The sequence below is a fragment of the Mycolicibacillus koreensis genome (assembly GCF_002104795.1).
GTDB lineage: Bacteria > Actinomycetota > Actinomycetes > Mycobacteriales > Mycobacteriaceae > Mycobacterium > Mycobacterium koreense.
In genome coordinates this window covers 43,206-66,257 of sequence record NZ_NCXO01000014.1, presented here as the reverse complement: position 1 = coordinate 66,257, position 23,052 = coordinate 43,206, and the positions used below count along the sequence as shown (strand labels likewise).

At 70.0% G+C, this 23,052-nt stretch carries 20 protein-coding genes; 14 read left to right on the top strand and 6 right to left on the bottom strand.

Annotated features, from left to right (window positions below; translation table 11 throughout):
- The first annotated feature begins 46 nt into the window (after positions 1-46).
- From B8W67_RS08570 to B8W67_RS08545, 6 genes are all read left to right on the top strand, one after another.
- Positions 47-3,643 (top strand): hydantoinase B/oxoprolinase family protein, encoded by a 3,597-nt coding sequence (locus B8W67_RS08570; protein WP_085303434.1) that lies wholly within the window; start codon positions 47-49, stop codon positions 3,641-3,643.
- Between the two features lie 9 nt (positions 3,644-3,652).
- A complete protein-coding gene (locus B8W67_RS08565; protein WP_069390725.1) occupies positions 3,653-4,624 on the top strand; it encodes an ABC transporter substrate-binding protein in 972 nt (323 codons plus the stop codon).
- A gap of 90 nt (positions 4,625-4,714) precedes the next feature.
- Positions 4,715-5,365, top strand: a complete 651-nt coding sequence (locus B8W67_RS08560; protein WP_069390726.1) for a 5-oxoprolinase subunit B family protein — start codon at positions 4,715-4,717, stop codon at positions 5,363-5,365.
- 23 nt (positions 5,366-5,388) lie between these two features.
- On the top strand, positions 5,389-6,336 hold the full coding sequence (locus B8W67_RS08555; protein WP_069390727.1) for a 5-oxoprolinase/urea amidolyase family protein: 948 nt from the start codon (positions 5,389-5,391) through the stop codon (positions 6,334-6,336).
- A 10-nt stretch (positions 6,337-6,346) separates the two neighbouring features.
- Positions 6,347-6,892: a GNAT family N-acetyltransferase gene (locus B8W67_RS08550; RefSeq protein ID WP_069390728.1), complete on the top strand. Its 546-nt coding sequence runs from the start codon at positions 6,347-6,349 to the stop codon at positions 6,890-6,892.
- Between the two features lie 14 nt (positions 6,893-6,906).
- A complete protein-coding gene (locus B8W67_RS08545; protein WP_420845609.1) occupies positions 6,907-8,358 on the top strand; it encodes an MFS transporter in 1,452 nt (483 codons plus the stop codon).
- Here B8W67_RS08545 and B8W67_RS08540 read toward each other — a convergent pair.
- Positions 8,270-9,529 carry an NAD(P)/FAD-dependent oxidoreductase gene (locus tag B8W67_RS08540; protein ID WP_085303452.1) on the bottom strand — a complete coding sequence of 420 codons (1,260 nt, stop codon included), beginning with the start codon at positions 9,527-9,529 and terminating at the stop codon, positions 8,270-8,272. The two genes, B8W67_RS08545 and B8W67_RS08540, sit on opposite strands and share 89 nt — an antisense overlap.
- 175 nt (positions 9,530-9,704) lie before the next feature.
- Between B8W67_RS08540 and B8W67_RS08535 the strand changes: the two genes are divergently transcribed.
- The 3 genes from B8W67_RS08535 (at position 9,705) to B8W67_RS08525 (ending at position 12,365) form a co-directional block, all read left to right on the top strand.
- Positions 9,705-11,126, top strand: coding sequence for an MFS transporter (locus B8W67_RS08535; RefSeq protein WP_085303432.1), 1,422 nt, complete (start codon positions 9,705-9,707; stop codon positions 11,124-11,126).
- An 86-nt stretch (positions 11,127-11,212) separates the two neighbouring features.
- Positions 11,213-11,926, top strand: coding sequence for a sirohydrochlorin chelatase (locus B8W67_RS08530; protein WP_069390731.1), 714 nt, complete (start codon positions 11,213-11,215; stop codon positions 11,924-11,926).
- A gap of 25 nt (positions 11,927-11,951) precedes the next feature.
- On the top strand, positions 11,952-12,365 hold the full coding sequence (locus B8W67_RS08525) for a PRC-barrel domain-containing protein (protein WP_069390732.1): 414 nt from the start codon (positions 11,952-11,954) through the stop codon (positions 12,363-12,365).
- Positions 12,366-12,387: 22 nt separating this feature from the next.
- Here the strand turns inward: B8W67_RS08525 and B8W67_RS08520 are convergent, their stop codons facing one another.
- The 4 genes from B8W67_RS08520 to B8W67_RS08505 form a co-directional block, all read right to left on the bottom strand.
- Entirely contained in the window at positions 12,388-13,878 is a 1,491-nt protein-coding gene (locus B8W67_RS08520) for a bifunctional aminoglycoside phosphotransferase/ATP-binding protein (RefSeq protein ID WP_069390812.1), read from the bottom strand.
- Between the two features lie 15 nt (positions 13,879-13,893).
- Positions 13,894-14,799: a universal stress protein gene (locus B8W67_RS08515; RefSeq protein ID WP_085303431.1), complete on the bottom strand. Its 906-nt coding sequence runs from the start codon at positions 14,797-14,799 to the stop codon at positions 13,894-13,896.
- 73 nt (positions 14,800-14,872) lie between these two features.
- On the bottom strand, positions 14,873-16,948 hold the full coding sequence (locus B8W67_RS08510; protein ID WP_174254746.1) for an adenosylcobalamin-dependent ribonucleoside-diphosphate reductase: 2,076 nt from the start codon (positions 16,946-16,948) through the stop codon (positions 14,873-14,875).
- A gap of 4 nt (positions 16,949-16,952) precedes the next feature.
- A complete protein-coding gene (locus B8W67_RS08505; RefSeq protein ID WP_069390734.1) occupies positions 16,953-17,288 on the bottom strand; it encodes a cupin domain-containing protein in 336 nt (111 codons plus the stop codon).
- 232 nt (positions 17,289-17,520) lie between these two features.
- Between B8W67_RS08505 and B8W67_RS08500 the strand changes: the two genes are divergently transcribed.
- The 5 genes from B8W67_RS08500 to B8W67_RS08480 all read left to right on the top strand — a co-directional run bounded on the left by B8W67_RS08500 (position 17,521) and on the right by B8W67_RS08480 (position 22,140).
- Positions 17,521-17,985 (top strand): Hsp20/alpha crystallin family protein, encoded by a 465-nt coding sequence (locus tag B8W67_RS08500; protein WP_069390735.1) that lies wholly within the window; start codon positions 17,521-17,523, stop codon positions 17,983-17,985.
- Positions 17,986-18,121: 136 nt separating this feature from the next.
- Positions 18,122-18,418: an Rv0250c family protein gene (locus B8W67_RS08495; RefSeq protein WP_069390736.1), complete on the top strand. Its 297-nt coding sequence runs from the start codon at positions 18,122-18,124 to the stop codon at positions 18,416-18,418.
- Positions 18,419-18,519: 101 nt separating this feature from the next.
- Entirely contained in the window at positions 18,520-19,341 is an 822-nt protein-coding gene (locus B8W67_RS08490) for a succinate dehydrogenase subunit SdhC (RefSeq protein ID WP_069390737.1), read from the top strand.
- A 59-nt stretch (positions 19,342-19,400) separates the two neighbouring features.
- Complete coding sequence (locus tag B8W67_RS08485; protein WP_069390738.1) at positions 19,401-21,323, top strand: fumarate reductase/succinate dehydrogenase flavoprotein subunit; 1,923 nt, start codon at positions 19,401-19,403, stop codon at positions 21,321-21,323.
- A gap of 70 nt (positions 21,324-21,393) precedes the next feature.
- A complete protein-coding gene (locus B8W67_RS08480) occupies positions 21,394-22,140 on the top strand; it encodes a succinate dehydrogenase/fumarate reductase iron-sulfur subunit (RefSeq protein WP_069390739.1) in 747 nt (248 codons plus the stop codon).
- Between the two features lie 39 nt (positions 22,141-22,179).
- Here B8W67_RS08480 and B8W67_RS08475 read toward each other — a convergent pair whose 3' ends face one another.
- Positions 22,180-22,671, bottom strand: a complete 492-nt coding sequence (locus B8W67_RS08475; protein ID WP_109470003.1) for a flavin reductase family protein — start codon at positions 22,669-22,671, stop codon at positions 22,180-22,182.
- Positions 22,672-23,052 lie beyond the last annotated feature (381 nt).

Sequence of the window (23,052 nt, the reverse complement as noted above, 5' to 3'; positions counted from 1 at the left end):
TTATGTGACGCGGCTCGCACTGTGTCAGCGAATTACCATCGACTCGATGGCTGGCGGAAAATGGCAGTTCTGGGTGGATCGCGGCGGCACCTTCACCGACATCGTCGCCCGCCGACCCGACGCCACCCTGGTCACCCACAAACTGCTCTCCCACGACCCGGCGCGCTACCGCGACGCCGCGGTCGCCGGGATCCGGGCGCTGCTGGGGATCGACGCCGACGCACCGCTGCCGGCCGAGCAGATCGAGGCGGTGCGGATGGGCACCACGGTGGCCACCAATGCGCTGCTGGAACGCACCGGCGAGCCCACCGTGCTGGTGATCACCCGCGGGTTCGGCGACGCCCTGCGCATCGCCTACCAGAACCGGCCGCGCATCTTCGACCGCCACATCGTGCTGCCCGAGTTGCTCTACGACCGGGTCATCGAGGTCGATGAGCGGATCTCCGCCGACGGCGCCGTGCTCACCGCACCCGACCTGCGGGCACTGGAGGACCGGTTGCGCGCCGCCCACGACGCCGGTTTCCGGGCTGTGGCGGTGGTCTGCCTGCACAGCTACCTCTACCCCGCCCACGAACAGCAGATCGGGGCGCTGGCGCGGCGCCTCGGCTACCCGCAGGTGTCGCTGTCCAGTGAAGTCAACCCGCTGATGAAACTCATCCCGCGCGGGGACACCACCGTCGTCGACGCCTACCTCTCGCCGGTGCTGCGCCGCTACGTGCGCCAGGTCGCCGACGAACTCGCCGGGGTGCCGCTGATGTTCATGCAGTCCAACGGCGGGCTGGCCGAGGCCGACCACTTCCGCGGCAAGGACGCGATCCTGTCCGGACCGGCCGGCGGCATCGTCGGGATGGCGCGGATGTCGGCGGCCGCCGGGTTCGACCACGTCATCGGCTTCGACATGGGCGGCACCTCCACCGACGTGTCGCACTACGCCGGCGCCTACGAGCGGCTGTTCACCGCGGAGGTCGCCGGGGTGCGGCTGCGCGCACCGATGCTCGACATCGCCACGGTGGCCGCCGGGGGCGGCTCGGTGCTGCACTTCGACGGCAGCCGCTACCGGGTCGGGCCGGACTCCGCCGGCGCGGTGCCCGGACCGGCCTGCTACCGCGGCGGCGGTCCGCTGACGGTCACCGACGCCAACGTGATGCTCGGCCGCATCCAGCCCGCCCACTTCCCGGCGGTGTTCGGCGCGCGCGGCGACCAGCCGCTCGACGGGGCGCTGGTGGGCCGGCGGTTCACCGACCTGGCCGACGAGATCGGAGCGGCGACCGGGACCCGCCCGGCCCCCGAGGAGGTCGCCGAGGGATTTCTGCAGATCGCGGTCGCCAACATCGCCAACTCGGTGAAGACCATCTCGGTGCAGAAGGGCCACGACGTCACCCGCTACGCGCTCACCACGTTCGGCGGCGCGGGCGGCCAGCACGCCTGCGCGGTCGCCGACGCGTTGGGCATCCGCACGGTGCTGGTGCCGCCGCTGGCCGGGGTGCTCTCCGCGCTGGGCATCGGTCTGGCCGACCTGACCGTGCTGCGCGAGCAGGCCGTCGAGGTGCCGCTCTCCGCGGACACCGTGCCCCGCCTGGCCGACGTCGCCGACACCCTGGAGGCCGCCGCGCGCGCCGAGCTGGCCGCCCAGGGGGCACCCGCCGACCGTGTCGCGGTGATCCGCCGCGCCTACCTGCGCTACTCGGGCACCGACACGGTGATCCCGGTGGTCCTCGGTGACCCCGCGGCGATGACGGCGGCGTTCGAGACCGCCCACCGGGGCGTCTACTCGTTTGTGCTGGACCGTCCGTTGATCGCCGGGGCGGTCGCGGTCGAGGCGATCGGGGCGACCGGCCAGCCGGCGGTCACCACCACCGCCGAGACCGCCCCCGCGGGCACCGACACGGTGCGGCTCTACAGCGGCGGCGCCTGGCGGCGCGCGCCGCTGGTGCACCGGGGCGGGCTGGCCGCCGACACCGCGGTCAGCGGCCCGGCGATCATCGCCGAGGCCAACGCGACCACCGTGATCGACCCGGGCTGGCGGGCGACGGTGACCCCGACCGGGCATCTGCGCATCGACCGGGTGGGCGCCGGGGCCTCCACGGGGGCCTCCACGGGGGCCTCCACCGGGGTCGACCCGGTGATGCTGGAGGTGTTCAACAACCTGTTCATGGCGATCGCCGAGCAGATGGGCACCCGACTGGAGGCCACCGCACAGTCGGTGAACATCCGCGAACGGCTGGACTTCTCCTGCGCGCTGTTCGACCCCGACGGCAACCTGGTGGCCAACGCCCCGCACATCCCGGTGCACCTGGGCTCGATGAGCACCACGGTCAAGGAGGTGATCGCGCGGCGGCCCGGCATGCGCCCCGGGGAGTCCTACGCGGTCAACGACCCGTACCACGGCGGCACCCACCTGCCCGACATCACCGTGATCACCCCGGTCTTCGCCGACGACCCGGAGGCGCAGACCGTGCTGTTCTACGTCGCCTCCCGCGGCCACCACGCCGAGATCGGCGGCATCACCCCCGGCTCGATGCCCGCCGACAGCCGCACCATCACCGACGAGGGAGTGCTGTTCGACAACTGGCTGCTCACCGCCGACGGCCGGTTCCGCGAGGAGCCGACCCGCCGGCTGCTGCTCGAGGCGGCCCACCCGTCGCGCAGCCCCGAGGTGAACCTCGCGGACCTGCGCGCGCAGATCGCCGCCAACCACAAGGGGGTCGAGGAGGTGCGCGCCATGATCGCCGACTACGGGCTCGACGTGGTGCAGGCCTACATGCGGCACGTGCAGGACAACGCCGAGGAGGCGGTGCGCCGCGTCATCGACCGCCTCGACGACGGCGAGTACCGCTACGAGATGGATTCCGGGGCGATCATCGCGGTGCGGGTCGGCGTGGACCGCGCCACCCGCAGCGCACGCATCGATTTCACCGGGACCGCCGCGCAACTGGACACCAACTTCAACGCGCCGTCGGCGGTGGTGACCGCCGCGGTGCTCTACGTGTTCCGCACCCTCGTCGGCGGCGACATCCCGCTCAACGACGGCTGCCTGCGGCCGCTGCAGATCGTGATCCCGGCCGGCTCGATGCTCGCGCCGCACCCACCAGCGGCGGTGGTGGCCGGCAACGTGGAGACCTCCCAGGCGATCACCGGGGCGCTGCTGGGCGCACTGCGGGTGCAGGCCGAGGGCTCCGGCACCATGAACAACGTCACCTTCGGCAACGCCGACCACCAGTACTACGAGACGCTGGGCTCCGGTTCAGGCGCCGGGGACGGCTTCGACGGGACCGCGGTGGTGCAGACCCACATGACCAATTCGCGGCTCACCGACCCGGAGGTTCTCGAGTGGCGCTACCCGGTGCGGGTGCGCGAGTTCAGCATTCGCCGCGGCAGCGGCGGCGACGGGCGCTGGCGCGGCGGCGACGGCGGGGTTCGCCGGCTGGAGTTCACCGAGGCGATGACGGTGAGCACCCTGTCGGGGCACCGCCGCGTCGCCCCCTACGGCATGGCCGGCGGTGAGCCCGGGGCACTCGGCGCCAACCGCGTCGAACGGGCCGACGGCAGCGTGCGTGCTCTGGCCGGCTGCGACTCGGTCGAGGTCGGCGCCGGCGATGTGCTGGTGATCGAGACCCCCGGCGGTGGCGGCTTCGGTTGTTAGTCTGCCCCCGTGGACCAACACTGGAGCCGCCGCGGGTTCTTCGGGCTCACCGCCGCGGGCCTTTTGACCGCCGCAGCCGCCTCGGGGTGCTCACGCCCCGAACCCGACGAGGACGGCAAACCGGTCACGATCACGCACCTGTTCGGCGAGACGACCATCGAGGCCGCGCCCACCCGGGTGGTCAGCGCCGGGTTCACCGGCCAGGACGACCTGCTGGCGCTCGGGGTGGTGCCGATCGCGGTGACCTACTGGTTCGGTGACCAGCCGTTCGCGGTGTGGCCGTGGGCGCGAACCCAACTCGGCGACGCCGAGCCGGTGGTGTTGAACCTCGATGACGGCATCGACGTGGACCGCATCGCCGAACTCGACCCCGATCTGATCGTGGCGACCAACGCCGGCGTCGACGCCGACACCTACCAGCGGCTTTCCGAGATCGCCCCGACGGTGCCGCAGACCGGGCCCGACGCCTTCTTCGAGCCGTGGCAGGACCAGGCCCGCAGCATCGGTCGCGCGGTGCTCGCCGGGGACCGGATGCAGTCGCTGATCGACGGGATCGAGGCGCAGTTCAGCGCGATCCCCGAGCGTTTCCCCCAGTTCGACGGACGCAGCGTGCTGCTGCTCGACGGTCAGCTGCCCGGCGGCAACGTGCACGCGGTGCCGCGCGGCTGGCAGACCGACTTCCTCACCGACATGGGCTTCACCGTCGCCGACAGCATCGCCGAGTTCGGCACCGACGGGCGTGCGGTGATCCCCCGCGACCGGATCCCGGCGGTGCTCGGCGCCGCCGACGTGCTGATCTGGACCACCGCCAACGACGACGAGGTGGCCGCGCTGCGCGCCGACCCGGAGCTCGCCGCGCTGACCGCACGTCAGGTGTTCACCACCGCGGAGCAGGCCGGCGCCATCGCGTTCGCGTCCCCGTTGAGCTACCCGCTGGTCGCCGATCAGTTGCCGCCGCTGATCGCCGACGGGCTGCGCTGAACGACGCCGTCCTGAGCGGTTGGTAAGACGGCTCTGGCAGTGCCACCAAAACTCCAACCGGCCCCACGATTCGGCGATACCGTCGCTCCCATGAGTGTGGCATTGGATCTGACGGTGCCGGACACGATCCTCGACTACGGCGATCGGGCGCTGCTGCTGCAGTTCGCCGGCACCGCCGAAGTGCTGGCGTGGACCGAGGCGGTGCGCAAGGCGGCCCTGCCCGGCGTGCACGACGTGGTGCCCGCGTCACGGACCGTCCTGGTGAAACTGGAGAACCCCACACTGCAAGGCGTCACCCGCCAGCGACTACGCAAGCTGCGGGTGGTTCCCGAAGACATCCAGACCGCGCCGCCCGGCGACGGAGCGGATGTGACCATCGACGTGGTCTATGACGGCCCCGACCTGCCGGTGGTGTCCGAGCACACCGGGCTGAGTGTCGCCCAGATCATCGCGGCACACACCGCAGCACCGTGGCGTGTCGGATTCGGTGGTGCCACACCCGGTTTCGCCTATCTCACTGGAGGCGATACGCGATTGGCCATTCCGCGGCGGGCCGACACCCGCGAATCGGTGCCGGCCGGCGCGGTGGCACTCGCCGGTGAGTTCAGCGGTATCTACCCGCGCACCGGGCCGGGCTGGTGGCAGCTGATCGGCCACACCGACACCGTGGTCTGGGACATCAGCCGACCCAACCCGGCACTGTTGACCCCGGGGATGTGGGTCCAGTTCCGGGCCGTCTGACAGACGCTGCAGAGGAGACCACCATGCCAACCTTGGAAGTTCTGCGCACCGGCCCGCTGGCGCTGGTCGAGGATCTCGGCCGCGCCGGGCTGATCCATCTCGGGGTCACCCGCTCGGGGGCCGCTGATCTCGGGGCGCACACCCTGGCCAACCGGCTGGTCGCCAACCCCGTCGAGTGCGCCACCATCGAGGTGGCCTTCGGCGGGTTCACCGCCCGGGTGCGTGGCGGGGACGTCACGATCGCGGTGACCGGCGCCGACACCGACCCAACCGTCGCCGGTGTTCCGTTCGGCACCAACAGCATCCACACCGTCGAGGACGGCCAGATCATCTCGCTGGGCTCACCGTATTCGGGGCTGCGCAGCTATCTGGCGGTGCGCGGCGGCATCGACGTCGAACCGGTGCTGGGGTCGCGCTCCTACGACGTGATGGCCGCGATCGGTCCGCGCCCGCTGCGGGCCGGCGACATCCTGCCGATCGGCGAGCACTCCGAGGAGTTCCCCGAAATCGACCATGCCCCGGTCGCCCCGATCGATGAACAGCTGCTGGATCTGCGGGTGGTGCCCGGACCGCGCGACGACTGGCTGGAGCACCCGGACGCGCTGGTGCATTCGATCTGGATGGTCACCGACCGCAGCGACCGGGTCGGGATGCGGCTGGAGGGCCGCCCGCTGCGGCTGCGCTGGCCGGACCGGCAACTGCCCAGCGAAGGCACCACCCGCGGCGCCATCCAGGTCCCGCCGCACGGCCTTCCGGTCATTCTGGGCCCCGACCACCCGCTGACCGGCAGCTACCCGGTGGCCGGTGTGGTGGTCGACGAGGACTTGGACAAACTCGCCCAGATCCGGCCCGGCCAGCATGTGCGGCTGCACTGGTCGCGGCCCCGGATCCCGCCGGCCTCCGACGCGGCGGCACACCCGGGCGCCGGGCCGGGGGCCGGAACGGTCGCCGGGGCGAGCCACACCTGGTAGACCGGGAAGCGTGCTTCCCAAGGTTCACACCGCCCGGCTCGTCCACACCGCCGACCTCGACGAGGACACCCACCGCAGCGCCCGCCAGATGGTGCTCGACGCCTACGGCGACGGGTTCACCGACATCGACTGGGATCACGCGCTCGGCGGCATGCACGCCCTGATCTGGCGCCACGGCGCGATCATCGCGCACGGCGCCGTCGTCAGCCGACGGCTGCTGCACCGCGGCACCACCCTGCGATGCGGCTACGTCGAGGCGGTGGCGGTGCGGGAGGACTGGCGGGGCCAGGGCCTGGCCATCGCCGTCCTCGACGCGTGCGAGCAGGTGATCCGCGGCGCCTACCCGCTCGGCGCGCTGAGCTCCTCCGACCGGGGACGGCGGCTCTACACGGTGCGCGGCTGGGTGCCGTGGCGCGGGCGGACCTCGGCGCTGACGCCCACCGGGATCACCGCCACCCCCGACGACGACCGGTCGGTGTTCGTGTTGCCGGTCTCCGTGGAGGTGGACCCCACCGAGGAACTGACCTGCGATTGGCGCGACGGCGACGTGTGGTGAGCCCCGGTGAGCCTGTGGTGACCCGCGCCGGCCTGGCCCGGTGGGATCCCGAGGACACCGCGGCGTGGGCGGCGGGCAACCACCGCGTCGCCCGGCGCAACCTGCTGGCCAGCATGGTCGCCGACCATGTCGCGTTCTCGGTGTGGGCGATCTGGTCGGTGCTGGTGCTGTTCATGCCCACCTCGGTCTACAAGTTGACCCTCGCCGACAAACTGATGCTCGGTGCGCTGGCCGCACTCACCGGAGCCCTGGTGCGCATCCCCTACACGCTGGGAATTGCCCGGTTCGGTGGACGGCGTTGGACCGCGTTCTCCGCGGTGGTGCTGGTGATCCCCACCGCGATGACCATCGCCCTGCTGGCCTCGCCGGGCCTGCCGCTGTGGCCCTACCTGGTCTGCGCGGCGCTGACCGGCCTCGGGGGCGGCAACTACTCGGCTTCGGTGGTCAACATCAACGGCTTCTATCCGCAGCGCTGCAAGGGCTGGGCTCTGGCGGTCAGTGCCGGGGTGGGCAGCCTGGGCGTGGCCGCGGTGCAGGTCGGCGGGTTGGCGCTGCTGGCGGCGGGCAACCACCGTCCGACCACGGTGTGGGCGGTGTACCTGGTGGTGTTGACCGTCGCCGGGATCATCGCCGGGCTGTTCATGGACGACCTGCGCCACCCGTTGCGGGCCCGCCATTTCCGTGCGGTACTCACCGACTGCGACATCTGGCTGATCGTCGGACTCTACGCCTGCGCGTTCGGATCGTTTCTCGGCTTCGCGTTCGGGTTCGGCAGGGTGCTTTATGAGAACCTGCACGTCCCCGGCGAGCCCGCGATGCAAACAGCCCTGGCCGTAGCCCAGATCGCGTTTGTCGGTCCGCTGCTGGGGTCGCTGGGACGCATCTACGCCGGCACGCTGGCCGACCGCATCGGCGGGCACCGGGTGAGTGTGGCCGCTTTCACCGGGATGGTGCTCGCCGCCGCCGCGTTGCTCGTGCTCGGGGTTCGCGACGCCGGTGGCACCGGCCCCGCCGACACCGTCACCGTGGTGGGCTATTCGCTCGGTTTCCTGGTTTTGTTCACGCTCACCGGAGCGGCCAGCGGTGCGCTGTTCCAGTTGATCACCGCGCTGTTCGTGGCCCGCAGCGCCGTCGTTCCGTCCGTTGCCGCCCTCGATGGCGGGCAACGCCAGCAGTGGGCGCGCACCATGGCGGGCGCGTCGATCGGGCTGGCGGGCGCGGCAGGCGGATTCGGCGCGGTGGCGGTCAACCTGATGTTGCGGCACTCCTACCTGAACACCGGCCAGGAAGCGCTGGCGTTCGCGGTGCTTCTGCCGTGCTATCTGGTGGCCCTGGCGGCGGCGTGGTGGCGCTACGGGCGGCGCCGCACCGCCGTGCTCACCGGGTCGGCGCCTCGGTCAGCCGACGGCGCGGATCGGTCAACCGCTCCACCGCAACCGGTTGACGCCGGCGGATCAGCGTCTTGATGTCGTCGATGACGCCGGGGACGTTGACGTTCATCCCGGCCAGCACCCGATCGCGCTCATCGAGCCAGAACGCGACGAACTCGCGGTCGGCCACCGCGCCCCGGAACACCACCCGCCGGTAGTGCGGGGCGTAGCCGACATACTCCATTCCCAGGTCGAACTGATCGGTGAAGAAGTAAGGCAACTCGTCGTAGACACCGGGGTTGCCCAACATCCCGGCGACAGCCACCTTCGGTTGCTTGCGGGCAGTCGCCCAGTGCTCCACACGGATCCTGGTGCCCAAAAACGGGTTTCGTGCGGCAGCGATATCACCGACGGCGTAGACGTCACGATCGCTGGTCTGCATGCCGGCGTCGACGAGCACTCCCCCGCCGCCGACGGACAGCCCGGCGCTGCGGGCCAGCGAAATCTCGGGATCGGCGCCCACCGCCACCAACAGCGTGTCGGCGGCCACCGCAGTCCCGTCGGACAGGAGCAACCCGGTCGGGGTGATCTCGGTGACCGTGACTCCCATGCGCAGTTGCACGCCGTTGACCCGGTGGGTCTCGGCGAAGAACGCTCCGAGTTCCGGGCCGATGCTGCGCGCCAGCGGAAGTGGCGACCGGCCGATCACGGTGACGTCCAATCCGCGATGACGGGCCGCGGCGGCCACCTCCAACCCGATCCATCCCGCCCCGATGATCGCCACCGAACTGCCGGGGGTCAGCGCGGCATCAAGGCGCACCGCGTCACGGTAGCTGCGCAGCGAGTGCACCCGGCGGCCCGCCATATCGATGTTCGGGAGAGATCGGGAACGAGATCCGGTGGCCAACAAAAGTTTGTCGTAGCCGACGATGTCCCCACCGGCGGTCACGGTATGCGCGGCGGGATGGATCGCGGTGACGCGGGTCCCCGTCTGTAACTCAATATCGTTGTGCCGGTACCAATCAAGGTCGTGGAGAGTGAAATCCGCCAACCCCAGACGCTGATCGGCCTCGCCGTAGGCGTGGGCGATCCGCGACGTCTTGGGAGCGAGGAATTCCAACGACAGCGGGATCCGATCGTAGGGCAAGACGTCCTCGTCGCCGAACAGCACGACCCGTCCATCGAAATCGGCGTCGCGCAACGCCTCCGCAGCACGCACCCCCGCGATTCCCGCGCCGACGATGACGATGGTCTCCGGATTCACCATGGCCACCTCGCTACTCGCCGCACCCTTACCGTAACCGACCCCGATCCCCATGGGCGTGATCTTGCTCACGCAGCGGATAAAAAGCGTCTTCGCTGCGGTTTCACAGCGCGAATTAACCTTGGTAACAAAAGGATTCCCTAGCGTTGCGGTAATCGTCAAAACAACGGGAGAGTCCATGGCACACCGACCGCGTCTGACCGACTGGGATCCCGAGGATCCGGTTGCCTGGGAGGCCGGAAACAAGGCGATCGCACGCCGCAACCTGATCTGCACCGTCGCCGGCGACCACGCCGGGTTCTCGATCTGGACATTGTGGTCGGTGATGGCGCTGTTCATGCCCCCGGAGGTCTACGGTCTGTCCGCCGGCGACAAGCTGCTTCTGGGTGCGGTGGCCACCGTCGTCGGCGGATGCGCCCGGATCCCCTACACCCTGGGGCTGGCCCGCTTCGGGGGACGCACCTGGACGGTGTTCTCCGCGGTGGTGCTGCTGGTTCCGACCGTGGCCACGCTGGTGCTGCTCGCCCACCCCGGGCTGCCGTTGTGGCCGTATGTGCTCTGCGCGGCACTGACCGGTCTGGGCGGGGGCAACTACTCGGCGTCGCTGGCCAACGTCAACGCCTTCTACCCGCAGCGACTCAAGGGCGTGGCACTGGGGGTCAACGCCGGTTTAGGCAACCTGGGGGTGGCCGGTGTCCAGGTGGTGGCGCTGCTGGTGTTGGCGACCGCGGGCAACCGCCAGCCGTACTGGGTGTGCGGGTTCTACCTGGTGGTGTTGGCGGTGGTGGCGATCTCGGCGGCACTGTTCATGGACAACCTCGACCACACCATCGAACTCGGGCACATCCGTTCTGTGTTGGCCGTGCCCGACACCTGGGTGGTCACCGTGCTCTACAGCGCGGCGTTCGGCTCCTGGATCGGGTTGGTGTTCGCGTTCAGCCAGGTGCTGCACGTCAATTTCGTCGCCGCCGGTCAATCTCCGGCAGAGGCGTCGTTGCACACCGCTCAGATCGCGTTCGTGGGACCGCTGCTCGGGTCGCTTTCCCGGTTGGCCGGTGGACGCCTCGCCGACCGAATCGGCGGTGCGCGAGTGACGCTGCGGGCTTTTGTCGCCATGGGCGGCGCAGCGGCTGTCCTGGTGGCGCTCGGCACCCATGACGACCATCTGCGCGGGTCCGGCCATGCTCACGGCGACGCACACACCATGACGATGATCGGCTACATCGTGGGATTCGTCGCGCTGTTCATCCTCGCCGGGCTGGCCAACGGGTCGGTGTTCAAGATGATCCCGTCGGTGTTCGATGTCCGCAGCCGGGCCCTGCCGCTCGCCGATGCCGAGCGGCGTCGGTGGGCCAGCACCCACGCCGGCGCGCTGATCGGGTTCGCCTCGGCCATCGGGGCGATCGGCGGGGCGGGCATCGACCTGACGCTGCGGCAGTCCTATGCGGTGACGGGGTCCGAGACCGTCGCCTACTGGCTGTTTCTGCTCGCCTACGGGGTGGCCGCGCTGATCACCTGGCAGCGTTACGTGCGGCCGGGTCGTCCCGCACGGCCCCACGACGTTGCGCAGCCCACCGAGCCGGCTCCGGCGCTGGTGTGAGGAGTATCGCGGCGCCGCAACGCGGCGCAACCGGGCGGCAATGGTGCGGTAACGCCACCGCAACGGGCCCGGACTACACCGGGGGCATGGCTGGACGCAGCGTGCCGCGCACGACCGGGGTGAACCGGGTGCTGGTGGCTCACGGCACCCGTAAACCCGGCGGGGTCGCGATGATCGGCGAACTGGCCGAGCGTGTTTCCGCCCTGCTGGGCCAGCGGGTGCAGGTGGCGTTCGTCGACGTGGTCGGTCCCGGGCCGGCCGAGGTGCTGCGCGCCGATCCGGCACCGGCGGTGGTGGTACCGGCGTTCGTGGCGCGGGGATTCCACGTGCGCCGCGATCTGCCCACCCAACTGCTCGCCAGCGGCCACCCGGAGATCACCGTGACCCCCGCGCTGGGGCCGAGCCCCGCACTGGTGGGCCTGCTCGCCGCGCAGCTCCGCAGCGCGCGGCGCCGGCGCGGCGACGCGGTGATCCTCGCCGTCGCGGGCAGCGCGGATCCGCTGGCGCGCACCGACCTGGCCGATCTGGCCGGGCAGTTGGCCGCGACCACCGGGTGCGCCGTCACCCTGGCGTGTGCGGCGACCGGGTCGCCCACGGTGGCCGACGCGGTGGTGCGGGCCCGCCGCGACGGTGCCGAGCGGGTCGTGGTGGTCTCCGGACTGCTCGCCGACGGACTCTTCCAGGACAGGCTGCGTCGTTGCGGCGCCGATGTGGTGACCGCACCGCTGGGCGCCCAACCGATGCTCGCCCGCATCGTCGCCGAGCATTTCCGGCGGGCGTCGCCGGCGGTGGCCGCCTGACCGGTCCATCCCTACAGTGGAAGGCATGAGTGGCTCCGACTGCGCCGCGCTGTACCGGTTGACCGGCGCGGTGGCGGGCCTGCCGAACGCGGCCGACGACCTGCGGCGGCGCACGGTCTTCGGCGTCGGTCACGTTCGGCTGGGCACCGTGAGCGCGGCACTCGTCGACGAGCCGGAGCGTCGGCCACGGTTCGTGGTGGTCGGCTCCGGCGGGGTGGCCGGGATCGGCCGGCGCCACCGCGCGGTGCCCGTCGACCGGATCATCGGCACGACGGTCGCCGACGTCTTTCTCGACGTCACCGGTGACCAGCTCGCCGACGGCCCCGCCTACGCTCCGGACCGGATCACCGACCGGGACTACCTCGAGGGGATCTACCGCTACTACGACCGCACCCCGTGCTGGGCTTCGGGGTACGTGTTCCCCGACTTCAACCGCTGAGCACGGGCGGCCACGAGAACGGTCACGCCTGCTCGGCCAGCGCCCGCCAGCTTCGCACCACCGCCTCGGCCGCCTCGGCCGGCGCCACCGCGGTGTCGAGCACCTGCGCCTGCGGCCACCGGCGCGCGTCCATCTCGAGGTGCTGGGCGATCTCGCCGGTGGCGTCCGAGACGTGATCGGCGGGCCGCGCGGTCACCCGACGCACGGCGGTGTCGACGTCGGTGCGGCACATGATCTCCAGCATCGGTGCGTGCAGTGCGGCGGCGAGCTCACGGACGTGGGCACGCCGTTGGGGATCACGCCAGGTCCCGTCGAGGATCACCGACTCCCCCTCGGCGAGAAGGCGGCGAGCCCGGGCGAACACCTCCCGGTAGACGGCCTCCACGTGCTGCGGGGCGTAGAGACCGGAATCCGGGGCGCCGGGGTCGCCGGTGATGACGTTGCGCTCGCGCAATTCGTGGCGGACCCGGTCGGTGGAGATCACCTCGGCGCCAACCTGTTGGGCGACCCGGTGGGAGACGGTCGTCTTTCCGGTACCCGGACCGCCGCCGATCACCGCGAGGCGCACCGTCGCCGACCTCAGGTGATCGGTGGCGATCTGCAGATGTTCCTGCGCGCTGCCCTGTGATCCGCTGTGGCCCTGCCCGAACCGCACGCAGTCGGTTTTGGCCCGCACCAGGGCGCGATAGGCGATGTAGAAGTCGACCAGCGATGTTGGCGCGGAATCACCGCTGGCCCGGCGGTATTCGTCGATGAACAGCTCGCCGAGGTCGGTTCGTCCGAGGAATTCGAGGTCCATCGCCAGGAATGCGGCATCGTCGACGGTGTCGACGTGGCGCAGGGCGTCGTCGAATTCCAGGCAGTCGAGGATCTGCACACCGTCGGGCAGACAGAAGATGTCGTCGGCCAACAGATCACCGTGCCCGTCGACGATGCGCCCCTCGGCGATGCGCCGGTCGAACAGTGCTGCACGCCCCGCCAGATAGCGCAGCGCGAGCCGCTCGATGACCGCCACGGTGTCCGCGGGCACCACCCCGGCGGCCAGCGTGGCCATCTCGGTGATGTTGGCGCTCCACCGGCCGCGCACCGCCTCGAGGCGTCCCTGCTCATCGATGTGTCCACCACGCTCGGCGGTGTCGTGGAAGCGGGCCAACGTATCGGCGACCGTGCGCAGCGCGTCGGCACCGCGCTCGCTGTGGGCCTCACCGACCACGGTGGCCAGCCGGGCCGCGTCGGGGTAGCGCCGCATGACGATCACCGGTTCGGCCGCGCCGTGCGGGTCGGCGAAGTGACCGATGCCCAGGTAGGTGTCCGCGGCGAGCCGGCTGTTGAGCTCCACCTCGCGGGCACAGACCCGCTCACGGCGCTCGACGGTGGAGAAGTCCAGAAAATCGGTGACCACCGGCTTTTTGGCCTTGTAAGCCCGGTCACCGACGAGAACAACGATACCGGAATGGGTTTCATGAATCGCGACCGGAAGGATGGGCCGGCCCGGGTCGCCCGTTGCGCGCATCGGCTCCACCCCGGGTCAGTATCGCCGCGCCACGATCACCGGGACCTCGGCGGCGTGCATGACCGACCGGCTGACCGATCCGAGCAGCATCCCGGTGAAACCGCCGCGACCGTGGCTGCCGACGACCACCAGTTGCGCGGCCCCGGCGTGCTCGAGCAGATGGCGCGCGGGCTGACCCCACACCACCAAGCGCTGCACGGTCACGTCCGGATACTGCTCGCGGTAGCCGGCCAGCCGCTCGGCGAGCACCTCCTCGCCGCGGGTGACCAGGTCTGACCATTGCTGGCCCTGAACGCCCATCAGATCGCCGTCGTGCCAGGCATGCAACGCGATCAGGTCGACCTCGCGGGCCGCCGCCTCGGCGAAAGCGACTTCGGTGGCCAACTCCGATGCGCGGGAGCCGTCGATGCCGACCAGCACCGGGCGCCGGGCGGCCTCGGCGGCCTGTTCCGGCGACAACGGCATGCCGTGGATCACCGCCACCGGGCAACGCGCGTGCTGCACCAGTCCGGCGCTGACCGAGCCCATCACGGCGCGACGCAGCGATCCCTGGCCGCGGGAGCCGACCACCACCATCCCGCTGTCACGCGACATCGCGACCAGGGTCGGCACCGGCTGTGCCCAGATGATGTCGGTGTCGACATCGGGACGGCGCCGCGAACCCACCTCGTCGTCGACGATGTCGAGGGCCTCGCCGATGATGCGCCGGGCATGCTGCTCATAGGGGACCCGCAGCGAGGCCGGTCCGGCGTCGACCTCCCAGGCGACGGCCTGCGCTTCGATCTCGGGGACGGCCACGACGTAGACGACCGTCAGCGCCCGGTGGTGCAGCATGGCGGTGCGGATCGCCCAGCGCAGCGCCGCCTGCGCTGAACCGGAGCCGTCGAACCCGACGACGATATCCCGTGCCCTGGCCGCCATTCCGCTGTCCTTCCGCATTCGCCGCCGCTCGTCGGCGGCCTGCCCGCAGTCTAGGTGCTCGGCGGCGCCGGTTTCAGAATTCGCAGGCGCGGTGGATGCAGCCGCCGCTGTAGGCCACGTCGGCCTGCGGCAACACCGCAGGGTCGGCGAAGGTCAGCACCTGCCCGCGACGGCTGCCGTAGCGGTAGACGGTGATTCCTTTGACTTTCGCTTTCCATGCCGCCAGATAGATCTCCTGCACGTCGGCGACGGTCGCCTCCGCCGGCAGGTTGATCGTCTTGGACACCGCGGCGTCGACGTGGCGCTGCACCGCGGCCTGCATGCGCAGGTGCCATTGCGGGGCGATCTCGGCGGCGGTGGGGTAGGCGGTGCGCACCGCTTCGGGAACCGCGGTGCACCCACGGACCCCGCCGCGGCGGGCGATCTCGGTGATCAGCGCCTCGGTGTAGAAACCCCCGGCGCGGGCGAGCCGTTCGAACTGCGCGTTGAGCTCCACCAGGCGACGGCCCATGACGTTGCGCGCGTAGGCGATGGCGAACATCGGCTCGATGCCGGCGGTGGTGCCGGCGATCAGCGAGATGGTTCCGGTGGGGGCGACCGAGGTGACCTGGGCGTGCCGGCGCGGCGGACCGTCGGCGTAGCGGCTCTGCGCGAATTCCGGGAAGGCGCCGCGCTCTGCGGCCAGGCGCACGGACTCGGCGTGAGCGGCGGTGTCGATGTGGGCGGCGAGACGGCCGGCCAGGCGCACCGCCCGCTGGCTGTCGTAGGCGATGCCCAACCCGGCGAAGAGTTCGGCCAGCCCCATCATGCCCAGGCCGATCTTGCGGGTCGCCCGGGCGGCCGTGGCCAGTTCGGGCACCGGGTAGTCGCTGACGTCGATCACGTCGTCGAGGAACCGCACGCCGAGCGCCGCGGTGGCAGCCAGCCGCTCCCAGTCGATCCGGCCGCCATCGACCATGCGCGCCAGGTTGATCGACCCGAGGTTGCAGGACTCGTACGGCAACAGCGGCACCTCGCCGCACGGATTGGTCGCCGTGATGCGACCAAGGCCCGGAACCGGGTTGGCGCGGTTGATCGTGTCGAGGAACAGCAGCCCCGGATCCCCGCCGGCATGGGCGGCCTCGCAGATCGCGGTGAACAGGTCGGCGGCCGCCACGGTGGCCACGGTCCGCCCGGTGCGCGGGTTGATCAGGCGGTGGCGTCCACCACGGTGCACGGCTCGCAGGAACGCGTCACTGACCCCCACCGAGAGGTTGAACTGGGCCAGTTCGCCGTCGAGGGCGGTTTTGGCGCTGAGGAATTCGTAGATGTCGGGATGGGAGACATCGAGCACCGCCATGCAGGCCCCGCGGCGCCGACCGCCCATCCCGACCACCCCTGCGGCGGCATCGAACAGCCGCAGGAACGACACCGGACCGCTGGCGCGTCCCCCGGTGCCGGTGACCGGGTCCCCGGCCGGCCGCAGCGCGCTGAACGAGAATCCGGTGCCGCCTCCGGCGCGGTGCACCTCGGCGGTCTGACCGAGCGTTGTGAAGATCGCCCGCAACGAATCCGGCAGGGGCAGTACGACACAGCCCGACAACAACCCCACGGTGGTGCCGGCGTTCATCAACGTCGGTGAGTTCGGCAGGAACTCGCGGCTGCGCAACGTCGCGGCGAACCGCTCGGCCCACCGCGTCGACGCGCCGCGGCGATAACCGTCCTCCGCGGCGGCGACCACGGTGGCGACCCGGTCCATCATCTCCCCGGTGGATTCGGCCGGTCGGCCGGCCGCGTCGCGCAGGAGATAGCGTTCGGCGAGCACGGTGACCGCCGCCAGGCTCAGTTTCAGGTCGTCGCGCACCCCGACGAGCTCCTTGGCCGAGCGTTCCTCGGTGCGGCGCTGCCGGTAGACGATGTAGGCGCGCGCGACCGCGGGGGCGCCGAGGGCGGTCAACTGCCGCTCCACCCGGTCGCCGATCTCCTCGACGGTGGGTGGACGCCGCGACGCCCCGAGGTCGGCTACGACCTTCTCGGCCACCCGGGCGGGCAGCGTCGGATCCCGGTGGCCGGCCTCGGCGGCCGCGGCGGCCACCGCGGCCTCGATGCGCACCGGGTCGAAGGCGACCAATCGGCCGTCGCGGCGGCGCACCTGCGCCGGCCCCGGCATCCGCCTACTCCGTTTTTTTGGCGACCGTCAGCAGGATCGCCGAATCCTCCAGCGCTTCCAGGGCGTGCACGGCGTCGGGGATCACCAACAGGTCACCGACCCAGCCGATCCACTCGTCGCGGCCCGCGCTGAGCCGCACCCGGCCGGTGAGCACCTGCAAGGTCGCGTCGTCGAGGGTCTGGTGGTCATCGAGGGTGCGCCCCTTGACCAGGGCGATGACGGTCTGGCGCAGCGTGTGATCGTGGCCGCCGAACACCGTGGCGGCCCGGCGTCCACTGGCTTCGGTCCGTGCCCGTTCCAACTGGTCGCGGGCCATCGCGGTCAACGAAAACTTGTTCATCTGCGACTTCGATCCGTCGTCGGGAGAGGGCTATGCCGAGGTTACCGCTGCCGGCCCTGCCTCGTGGCCGGGTTGGGTGATTGGGCGACGGCCCCGTTCGCGGTGGGCGAACGCCCAGTGGAACTTAAGCGTGGTCGACTCAGGTTGAACGGGGTGACGGGCGGATTTCCCGGCCGAGCACCGATCGGACGAGAACAACGATCCGGATCAGATCAACAATGAGGAGACAGCGATGAGCACCCTGACCCTGTGGTCGCGTCCCGCCTGGGATGTGGACCGTTTCGTGACCGACTTCTTCGGGCCGACCTTCCCCGAAGGCTGGTTCAAGCCCCTGCCGCAGGCCGCGGCGTTCCACCCGGCCGCCGAGACCCGCCGCGACGGCGAGGACGCGGTGGTGCGCCTGGAGCTGCCCGGCGTCGACGTCGACAACGACGTCACCGTCGAGGTGGACCACGGCGAGCTGGTGATCCGCGGCGAGCGTCGCGACGAGCACACCGAGCACACTGGCGACACCGGGGACACCGGGGCCGGCAGCCTGCGCGAGGTGCGCTACGGGGCCTTCCGCCGGTCGTTCCGCCTGCCCGAGCACGTCACCGGCGACGCGATCTCGGCGTCCTATGACGCCGGGGTGCTGACCATCCGTGTGGCGGGGGCCTACACCGAAGCCGAGGCCGAGCGGATCGCGATCACCAAGTAAGAAACCCTTCCCCCAACGATCGCGACACCGGAATCCGGTGGGGCATCACGCCCCACCGGATTCTCTCGCATCGGTAACCTCGGTGCCGTACTGTGATCTGTGACACTCTCGGTCACCCGGCTGCAAGGAGCTTCCGTTGTCTCGCCCAACCGAATTCCTCGAACTGTACGACCTCGTCGGTGGGCTGCAGCGCTGCCTGGCGGCGATCCGGGGTCGCTACGCCGATGTTCCGGGCCTGCAGCGCATCATCGCCGACGTCGACCGGATCGTCGCCGACGTGGAGTTACTCGACGCCGACGCCGACGCGCTGGACCTGAGCCGCTGGTCCAATCCGGTCTCCGCGGAACAGAAGGTGATCATCCCCGACACCGAGTACGACTACGAGTTCTGGCGCGACGTCGACGACGAAGGGGTCGGCGGCTCCCGGTTCTGATCCCCGCGCAGTGATCCTCGCGCTGATCGGCGCTCAAACGCCACGGGGCGGATGTGATTTGAGTATCCTCCGAGAAGCCCACGTGAAGAGGATCACCATTTATGAGCGCACCCGCCGTAAACCGTCCCACCACCGGCGTCTTCTCCTCCCGCCGCGCCGACATCGACGCGCGCACCCTGCGGACCGACCGGTGGTGGCTGCAGCCGTTGATGGTCAACCTGGGCCTGGCCGCGTTCATCGTCTACGCCACCGTCCGGGCGTTCTGGGGCCGTGACTACTGGGTGGCCGACTACCACTACCTGACCCCGTTCTACTCGCCGTGCATCAGCTCGAAATGCGTCGAGGGGGCCAGCCACCTGGGGGTGTGGTTCGGCGCCTTCCCGCCGTGGATCCCGATGGGGATGCTGGTGTTGCCGATTCTGCTGCTGTTCCGGTTGACCTGCTACTACTACCGCAAGGCCTACTACCGGTCGGTGTGGCAGTCCCCGACCGGGTGCGCGGTGCCCGAACCGCGCGGCCGCTACACCGGGGAGACGCGGTTCCCGCTGATCGTGCAGAACGGCCATCGCTATTTCTTCTACCTGGCGTCGGCGATCCTGCTGCTCAACACCTACGACGCGATCGTGGCGTTCCACTCCCCGACCGGGTTCGGGTTCGGGTTGGGCAACGTGATCCTGGTCGCCAACGTGACGCTGCTGTGGGCCTACACCGGCGGCTGCCACTCCTGCCGGCACGTGATGGGCGGACGGCTGAAGCATTTCTCCAAACATCCGGTGCGCTACTGGCTGTGGACGAAGATCTCCTGGTTCAACGAGCGGCACATGACGTTCGCCTGGATCACCCTGGGAACCCTGGCGTTCACCGATTTCTACATCTGGATGGTGTCCAGCGGAACGATCAGCGATCTACGGTTCATCGGCTGAGCCGCCACGATCCGATCCCCTTTCCCTTCCGGTGACGACTAAACGACGAGCGAGGTTTCATGGTTGAGGTCGAACGGCACTCCTACGACGTGGTCGTGATCGGTGCCGGCGGCGCAGGGTTGCGCGCGGTCATCGAGGCACGTGAACGCGGCCTGAGGGTGGCGGTGGTCTGCAAATCGCTGTTCGGCAAGGCGCACACGGTGATGGCCGAGGGCGGCTGCGCGGCCTCGATGGGCAACGTCAACGACAAGGACAACTGGCAGGTCCACTTCGGCGACACCATGCGCGGCGGGAAGTTCCTCAACAACTGGCGGATGGCCGAGCTGCACGCCAAAGAGGCCCCCGACCGGGTGTGGGAGCTGGAGACCTACGGCGCGCTGTTCGACCGCACCCCCGATGGGCGGATCAGCCAGCGCAACTTCGGCGGGCACACCTACCCGCGGCTGGCCCACGTCGGTGACCGCACCGGCCTGGAGTTGATCCGCACGATGCAGCAGAAGATCGTTTCGCTGCAGCAGCAGGACAAAGCGGAGTTCGGCGACTACGAAGCCCGCATCAAGGTGTTCATGGAGTGCACCGTCACCGAGTTGCTCAAAGACGGCGACCGCATCGCCGGGGCGTTCGGTTACTGGCGCGAGACCGGCCGGTTCGTCGTGTTCGAAGCGCCCGCGGTGGTGTTGGCCACCGGCGGGATCGGCAAATCGTTCAAGGTCACCTCGAACTCCTGGGAGTACACCGGCGATGGCCACGCACTAGCGCTGCGCGCCGGGGCGTCGCTGATCAACATGGAGTTCATCCAGTTCCACCCGACCGGCATGGTGTGGCCGCCGAGCGTCAAGGGCATCCTGGTCACCGAGGGGGTGCGCGGCGACGGTGGGGTGCTCAAGAACTCCGAGGGCTCCCGGTTCATGTTCGACTACATCCCCCCGGTGTTCAAAGGCCAGTACGCCGAGAGCGAGGACGAGGCCGACCAGTGGCTCAAGGACAACGACTCGGCGCGGCGCACGCCGGACCTGCTGCCCCGTGACGAGGTGGCCCGCGCGATCAACGCCGAGGTCAAGGCCGGGCGCGGCTCCCCGCACGGCGGGGTGTACCTCGACATCGCCTCCCGGCTTCCCACCGAGACCATCAAACGTCGGCTGCCGTCGATGTATCACCAGTTCATGGAGCTCGCCGAGGTCGACATCACCAAGGACCCGATGGAGGTCGGACCGACCTGCCACTACGTGATGGGCGGCATCGAGGTCGACCCGGACACCGGGGCGGCCACCACCGCAGGCCTGTTCGCCGCCGGGGAGTGCTCCGGGGGCATGCACGGCTCCAACCGGCTGGGCGGCAACTCACTGTCCGACCTGCTGGTGTTCGGCCGCCGCGCGGGGCTGGGAGCGGCCGACTACGTCGAGAAGCTGACCGAACGTCCGGCCGTCGACCCGGAGGCGGTGCAGGCCGCGGCCGCGGTGGCGGTGGCCCCGTTCAACGGACCGCCGGCGGGCTCCGACGCGGCGCCGGAGAACCCCTACACGCTGCACACCGAGTTGCAGGAGTCGATGAACGAGTTGGTCGGCATCATCCGCAACGCCGACGAGATGCGCCGCGCGATGGGCAAACTCGAGGAACTCAAAGCTCGGTTCGCCAACGTCGCCGTCGAGGGCCACCGCCAGTTCAACCCGGGCTGGCACCTGGCGATCGACTTGCGCAACATGCTGCTGGTCAGCGAGTGCGTCGCCCAGGCTGCGCTGGAGCGCACCGAGAGCCGCGGCGGGCACACCCGCGACGACCACCCGGCGATGGACCCACAGTGGCGTCGCACCCTGCTGGTCTGCCGCAGCGACAACGACGACCCGGTGGTGCCGCACATCAGCGTCACCCCGGAGTTGCAGCCCGCGGTGCGCGAGGACCTGCTGGAGCTGTTCGAGATCGACGAGTTGGAGAAGTACTTCACCGACGAAGAGTTGGCGGAGCATCCGGGACGCCGGGCATAGATGCCACACCAGGCGATGCACGACGGGCGATGCAGCACAGGCGACCACGAGGCGGGAAGGGGCAGTGCCCATGACCTATGAAGCACACATGCGGGTGTGGCGCGGCGACGAGAACGGCGGCGAACTCCAGGATTTCACCGTTGAGGCCAACGAGGGCGAGGTGGTGCTCGACGTCATCCACCGACTGCAGGCCACCCAGGCTCCCGACCTGGCGGTGCGGTGGAACTGCAAGGCCGGCAAATGCGGGTCGTGCTCGGCGGAGATCAACGGCCGGCCGAAGCTGACCTGCATGACCCGCATGTCCAGCTTCGACCCGGATGAGACCGTGACCGTCACCCCGATGCGCACCTTCCCGGTCATCCGCGATCTGGTCACCGACGTCTCCTACAACTACGAGAAGGCCCGCGAGATCCCGTCGTTCACCCCGCCGAAGGACCTCAAGCCCGGCGAGTACCGAATGGACCAGCGCGATGTGGAACGCTCCCAGGAGTTCCGCAAATGCATCGAGTGTTTCTTGTGCCAGGACGTCTGCCACGTCATCCGCGACCACGAGGGCAACAAGAAGAACTACGCCGGGCCGCGGTTTTTCATCCGGATCGCCGAGTTGGAGATGCATCCCCTCGATGAGGGTGACCGCCGCGACCTGGCCCAGGACCAGGCCGGACTGGGACTGTGCAACATCACCAAATGCTGCACCGAGGTCTGCCCGGAGGGCATCAAGATCACCGACAACGCGATCATCCCGATGAAGGAACGCGTCGCCGGGCACCGCTACGACCCGATCGTCTGGCTGGGCAACAAACTGTTCCGCCGCTAGCGCGGCGCTGCGGGGCCGGCCACCGGTGGGTTGAGCCGGCTAAACCCCCAGCCGCCGGAAAGTGCTGCGGTGGAACACGATCGGCGCGGCCGCGTCGTCGTGGACGGTGATGTCGGCGACCCGCAGGATGACCACCGTGTGATCGCCGGCGGGCACGAGCTGTTCGATCCCGCTCTCCAGCCAGACGCAGGTGCCCTTGATGAACACCGCCCCGGACGGCGACGACTCGGTCTCCAGCCCGGCGAACCGATCGCCGGTTTTGGCGGCCAGCGTGCGGGCGGCGGCGTCGTGCGCCTCGCCGAGGACGCTGATCCCCAGGCTGGGGCGGTCCTTGAGCCGCGGCCACGTCGACGACGAGTTCTGCACACAGAACGACACCAGCGGCGGGTCCAGCGAGACCGGGACGAATGTGCTCGCGGCCAGCCCGACCCGGGTGCCGTCGACCTCGGCGGCGATGGCGATGACCCCGGACGGGAAATGCCCGAACGCCTCGCGCAGCGCCTCCGGGCTCAACTTTTCGGGGGGACTCACCAGACTTCTTCCACAGCGATCAACAGCGCGCACACAACTCCCATACCGGCGCCCAGCCTACCCGGCCGCCCCCCGGCGCCGGGCCCGGCCGGCCCCCCGGTTCGCAACGAGCGAGCCGTCCACGAGTCATCCACGAGCAGTCCACGAGTCGTCCCCGGGCAGTCCCCGGGCAGTCCACGCCACAGCGACCATCGACGCAGGTCACACCGACTATCCCCGGCGCAGCCAACCGGTTGGTTAATTAGTGGGCAAAATTTTGCTCACATTTGCGTCCATCGGCTTGCACAGCGGTTATCGAGGGGTTACCTTAGGCGCTGTTACTGGTGGGTAACTTAATCCGAAGTACCCAACCACAGTGGCGTTCTCATCGAGGAGGAGATT